General features: G+C 39.1%; 7 protein-coding genes. 3 read left to right on the forward strand and 4 right to left on the reverse strand.

The annotated features are described in order from the left end of the window. Positions 1-25 precede the first annotated feature (25 nt). The 3 genes from FJR06_RS02165 to FJR06_RS02175 all read right to left on the reverse strand — a co-directional run bounded on the left by FJR06_RS02165 (position 26) and on the right by FJR06_RS02175 (position 2,056). Positions 26-577: a type I restriction-modification system subunit M N-terminal domain-containing protein gene (locus FJR06_RS02165; RefSeq protein WP_217359755.1), complete on the reverse strand. Its 552-nt coding sequence runs from the start codon at positions 575-577 to the stop codon at positions 26-28. Between the two features lie 442 nt (positions 578-1,019). After that, positions 1,020-1,406: a CopG family transcriptional regulator gene (locus tag FJR06_RS02170; protein WP_015079995.1), complete on the reverse strand. Its 387-nt coding sequence runs from the start codon at positions 1,404-1,406 to the stop codon at positions 1,020-1,022. Further along, positions 1,403-2,056: an AAA family ATPase gene (locus tag FJR06_RS02175; protein WP_168650585.1), complete on the reverse strand. Its 654-nt coding sequence runs from the start codon at positions 2,054-2,056 to the stop codon at positions 1,403-1,405. Before FJR06_RS02175 ends, FJR06_RS02170 begins: the two co-directional genes overlap by 4 nt. A 129-nt stretch (positions 2,057-2,185) precedes the next feature. Between FJR06_RS02175 and FJR06_RS02180 the strand changes: the two genes are divergently transcribed. Genes FJR06_RS02180 through FJR06_RS02190 form a run of 3 tightly spaced genes read left to right on the forward strand, consistent with a single transcriptional unit; the run spans position 2,186 to position 4,024 of the window. Further along, positions 2,186-2,782, forward strand: coding sequence for an IS607 family transposase (locus FJR06_RS02180; RefSeq protein WP_015079997.1), 597 nt, complete (start codon positions 2,186-2,188; stop codon positions 2,780-2,782). Further along, positions 2,685-3,845: an RNA-guided endonuclease TnpB family protein gene (locus tag FJR06_RS02185; protein WP_168650587.1), complete on the forward strand. Its 1,161-nt coding sequence runs from the start codon at positions 2,685-2,687 to the stop codon at positions 3,843-3,845. Before FJR06_RS02180 ends, FJR06_RS02185 begins: the two co-directional genes overlap by 98 nt. Next, positions 3,839-4,024, forward strand: coding sequence for a hypothetical protein (locus tag FJR06_RS02190; protein WP_041457937.1), 186 nt, complete (start codon positions 3,839-3,841; stop codon positions 4,022-4,024). The genes FJR06_RS02185 and FJR06_RS02190 overlap by 7 nt, the downstream gene beginning before the upstream one ends. Before the next feature lie 53 nt (positions 4,025-4,077). On the opposite strand, the gene FJR06_RS02195 is transcribed toward FJR06_RS02190, so the two are convergent. Further along, on the reverse strand, positions 4,078-4,569 hold the full coding sequence (locus tag FJR06_RS02195; protein ID WP_174783400.1) for a hypothetical protein: 492 nt from the start codon (positions 4,567-4,569) through the stop codon (positions 4,078-4,080). Positions 4,570-4,653: the final 84 nt, after the last annotated feature.

A 4,653-nucleotide genomic window follows, 5' to 3' on the forward strand; every position in this document is an offset into this window, starting at 1 on the left:
TATTTTATAATTGCTGAAATGCTTTTTAGATATACATTTTCGCAGTTTTTGACCCCTTTTTTTCTTTTCTTTGTGAGAAATCCGGGTTAAAGGGTTTTAAATCTATACCACTCCATTCTTTTGTATAGCCCAACAACACCTTTTTGGCATTGAGTTTCGTAATGACACCTTTAATATCTAAAAACTTCTCTCCGTCTGTTGCATCAACCCCTAACAGGTCTTTTGTTTCGTCGTCAAAGCCATGTAGATAGGCTTCAAAGTCAATGTTGAAGGATTTATCGTTCTGGCAAATATCTTTAAGGGTTTGGCTTTTCTCAAAGATATATTCGTTATAACCTTGCCCTTTATCTTGAATTAGGTCGCTTTGGTCTTGTTTATCCATTTCAGCCCAAGCTTCTTCGCCGATTTCTGCTCGCTCTTCATCAAGCATTCTTACAAGTCGGCTTTCAATCATCACCAGGGCAAAAAACGGCATCATAAATGATGGCCATTCAGATTCCTTAATGCCACAGCCCCGCAGTAGATCCGCAGTTGCCCAAATTTTAGATTCGTATTGAAGGATGTTGCTTGTTGTCATGTAGTGATTTTGCCATAGATTGAGGGTGCGGGAGGGTAATTTGTCGTATTCTTTTTTTAAAGGGGTAGGCGATCTCAATCCAGTTGTGATAATTGTGCGATCGCCTCAAATTACACGAAAGTGCCATTTCGTTGAATTAGAGGTAAGTGGGTGCGTTACTAGGGGCAATTTTTGTAGATTCTCCAGGCGATTATCGCTACCCTACTTAAAATTTCCCCTAAGAAAATTTTGTCATTTTAAATTGTTTTAAATTGGTACTAACTCAATCTTAATTACTGCATTACTGCATTACTTACTGCGTCATGTAAGTTAAGAAAGTTTCTGAAACTGTATCTGTGCCTGGACTGGTGTGGCCGTTAAAGAAATTGCCAACAAAGTCAGAACCAGATATTTGTACATTATTTACTTACTGCATTACTGCATTGATTACTTAACTACTGCATTACTCATCTACTTCCTGAAGTGCTTCATCAAGTAAGAAGCGAACAATTTCAGCCTTTTTACGCCCTGTTCTAGCAGCCATCATAGATAATTTGCGGTGCATTGATTCAGTTAAATCAACGGTTAAACGCACTGTTGCTTCTTTGGGGGGAACTTGTTGGAGTTGAGACATAATTGATGATTTAGGTTGTGGGGATGGAGTGATAGTTGGGATTATGGCTGATGCTTCCGGCAGGGATACGCCACTCAAGCTATCGGTTGTCGGTGCTGATATGGTTTCTGCCACGTTATCAACCTGGGGCTGTTCTGTTTCCGGTGGTGTACTGCCAAAGACAAACTCATTTGCCAGGGCATCATCGAGGGACTTTCGAGGTTTCTTGGTACTCACTTCAGCATCCCCACAATTTCTTTAAACAGTTTTTCATATTCCTTTTGTGATTCTGTCGCCGGACGACCGGACAATCCCCAAATAGTTGTACCTTGACCAAAGGTATCGGCTATTGCTTGTTTTTGGTGAATCACCGTTTTTAATACCGACACTTCTTGGATTTTTGATAGCAGGGCGATCGCCTCATCTTTTAACTTAGTACCCTTAACAGCACGACTAATAAATACTGCCGCTGTTGGCGAACCACCCCGTACTGACTGAGCTTGTTTGATTAAACGCACGGCATCACTGGCAGACTGTAAATCTAAACCAGTGGGTTGACAAGGAATAATAGCTAAATCAGTCCTAAATAATATTGCCCGACTTGCTTCTGATAAACCTGCTGGTCCATCCACAATTAAATAGTCACATTCGGCTGCTAACTCTGGGATTTGTTCTAAAAGTTCATCGGGTACGTTTAATACCGTTGTGGCAATTTCTGACTCCATAGATTTCAACCACACTGAACTACTGCGCTGTGCGTCGGCATCTAACAACCTGACCTTATGACCCTTGCGCGATAACCAATAAGCTAAATGCACGGCTGAGGTGGACTTTGAGCAGCCCCCTTTCTGATTGATAAATGCAATTACTGATTTGCTTACTGCCATACTGCATTGATTACTTAATTACTGCATTAAGTATATACTATATATAACTAAATTAAAACTAAGTTGGCTTGAGGAAATTAACTAGTTAATTATTTGCTAACTTTCCCTAACTAATGCTATATTATCCTTATGGCATACATACCACTCAGAAAAGCGGTCGAATTTCTGGGATTGCATCCAAACACTTTGAGGAGATATGCAGATGAGGGGAAAATCAAAAGCATTAAAAACCCAGCAGGACAAAGATTGTATGATGTCGAGTCATACATCAAAGGGAGTTCAACTAGCACTCCCTCTATTTGCTACTGCCGAGTCAGTTCCTCCAAGCAGCGAGATGACCTCGACAGACAAATCGCTTATATGCAATCCCTCTACCCAGAAGCCGAAATTATCAAAGATATCGGCTCAGGACTCAACTTCAAAAGAAAAGGTTTGCGCTCCCTATTGGACAGACTTTTGCAAGGAGATAAATTCACACTTGTTATTGCCTGTCGGGACAGACTCGCAAGATTTGGATTTGAGCTTGTACAGTACATGGTTGAACAAAACGGTGGACAAATCGTGGTTCTCGACAAAACTGTACATTGTCCACAATCAGAACTTACTCAGGATTTACTCTCAATCCTTCATGTCTTTTCCTGTCGAATGCACGGACTTAGAAAATACTCTAAAAAAATCAAAGAAGATTTATCTCAAACTGAGTCCTATCCAGAAGCGGAAAATTAAATATTGGTTTGGTGTCGCTAGATTTGTTTACAACGAGACAATTCGTTATTTGCAAAAACCAGAAACAAAAGCCAATTGGAAAGGAATAAAAACTGGAATCATCCAAGAATTACCTGAATGGTGTAAAGATGCACCGTATCAAATTAAATCTATTGCCATCAAAGATGCTTGTCAGGCTGTTAAGAATGCCAAGAAAAAATATATTGATGGTGGTGGAATTAGTAAGTGTAAATTTAGGACTAAAAAAGATCCTGTACAATCTTGTTATATTCCTAAATCTGCTGTAAAAGATGCGGGAATCTATCACACCGTACTAGGTAAATTAGAGTACAAAGAATCTTTACCTGATGGGTTTGGAGATTGCAGACTAGTTTCTTTTTATGGAGATTACTACATCTGTTTGCCTATAGAAAGTCCACGACATAGAACCGAGAACCAAGGGCGTGTTGTGGCTTTAGATCCCGGAATTAGAAATTTCTTAACCTTCTTTTCTGATAATTGTTTTGGATGGTTAGGAGAAAATGCTAATTTAAAAATCCAAAAACTTTGTTTTAAATTAGACAAATTAGTTAGCAAGATATCCAAAGCCAAAAGTAAACAAAAGAAAAGATTAAAAAATGCGGCAACTCGACTAAGAGGAAAGATTAAATATTTAGTAGATGAGTTGCATAAGAAAACAGCTAGATTTTTGGTTGATAATTTTGACGTAATTCTACTTCCAACTTTTGAGACATCTATTATGTCCCGAAAAGCTCATAGAAGAATTAGGTCTAAATCAGTCCGACAAATGCTTACTTTAAGTCATTACAAGTTCAAGAAATTTATTAAACACAAAGCTAATGAATTTCATAAAATAGTAGTTGATGTCAATGAAGCATATACTTCAAAAACAGTGAGTTGGACCGGTGAAATTATCAACAATCTAGGGGGATCTAAAATTATTAAATCTCGGATAGATAGTCAATCTATGAACCGAGATTTGAATGGTGCGCGGGGAATTTATCTTCGTGCATTGGTTGATACGCCTTGGTTGAGAGATAATCTCAACTTATCTATTTGTTAGCATTAGTTAGCAAAAAAGTATCGGTTGGCGATATTGTCAGATTTATCAATTTAGTTAATATTGAGGTGATATTGGCAAAAGCTGAAGTTAGCGAAAATATAGCCAACGATTTTGTCATTTCATTTCACCCCGCACCCAAACGGTTAAGCCGTTACGCAACTAAATTTAATATTTTGTAGCCTAGAGTTCTTGTAGTAAGGCTTTTGGGCATAAAAAGTAAATGGGTAATAGCTTAACAGACAGAAATCTGGGAAGATTCCCAAATATATCTGTCTAGCCCGTTCCAAAGGGTAACGAGCGCCTTATAAGTGCCATTAGCCAAGGTTTCAGCCGTTTTGAGAACCCCACCGACCCAGGCTTGACCTTGAGCGTCCCAAACAAAACAATTTTGGGGGATGTGGTCCTGTTGGGTAGTTTGGTGGTTAGCGTCCTGATTTATGGTCACGTCCTGATTAGCAATATTATTAATATTAGAATTTTGGGACGGATTTGGTATAGTCTTGATACAGTTTTCATTTGCATTTTGTAGCAATACGATACATTTCACGGACTGAGATTTTGCCAAGTCGGACTCGTACCACTTCTGGAATATTTCACTCCGTCCATCGGTGAGGCCACATATCCTATATATCCGGTGGCGATCGCCAGAACCCTCGCGCCCTGCTTTGTCAAGTTTCAGTCCCAATAGTTTCAGTATTTTTCTGAGAATTTGAATAGGAGTCATGTCTGGGTGCAGCTTCCCAAGGAACATTCCCAAATCCCAAAGATGATTCTTGACCTTATCTGTAGCGACCTGCAATTATAAATC

The sequence above is a fragment of the Dolichospermum sp. UHCC 0352 genome (genome assembly GCF_009711925.1).
Taxonomy (GTDB): Bacteria; Cyanobacteriota; Cyanobacteriia; order Cyanobacteriales; family Nostocaceae; genus Dolichospermum; species Dolichospermum lemmermannii.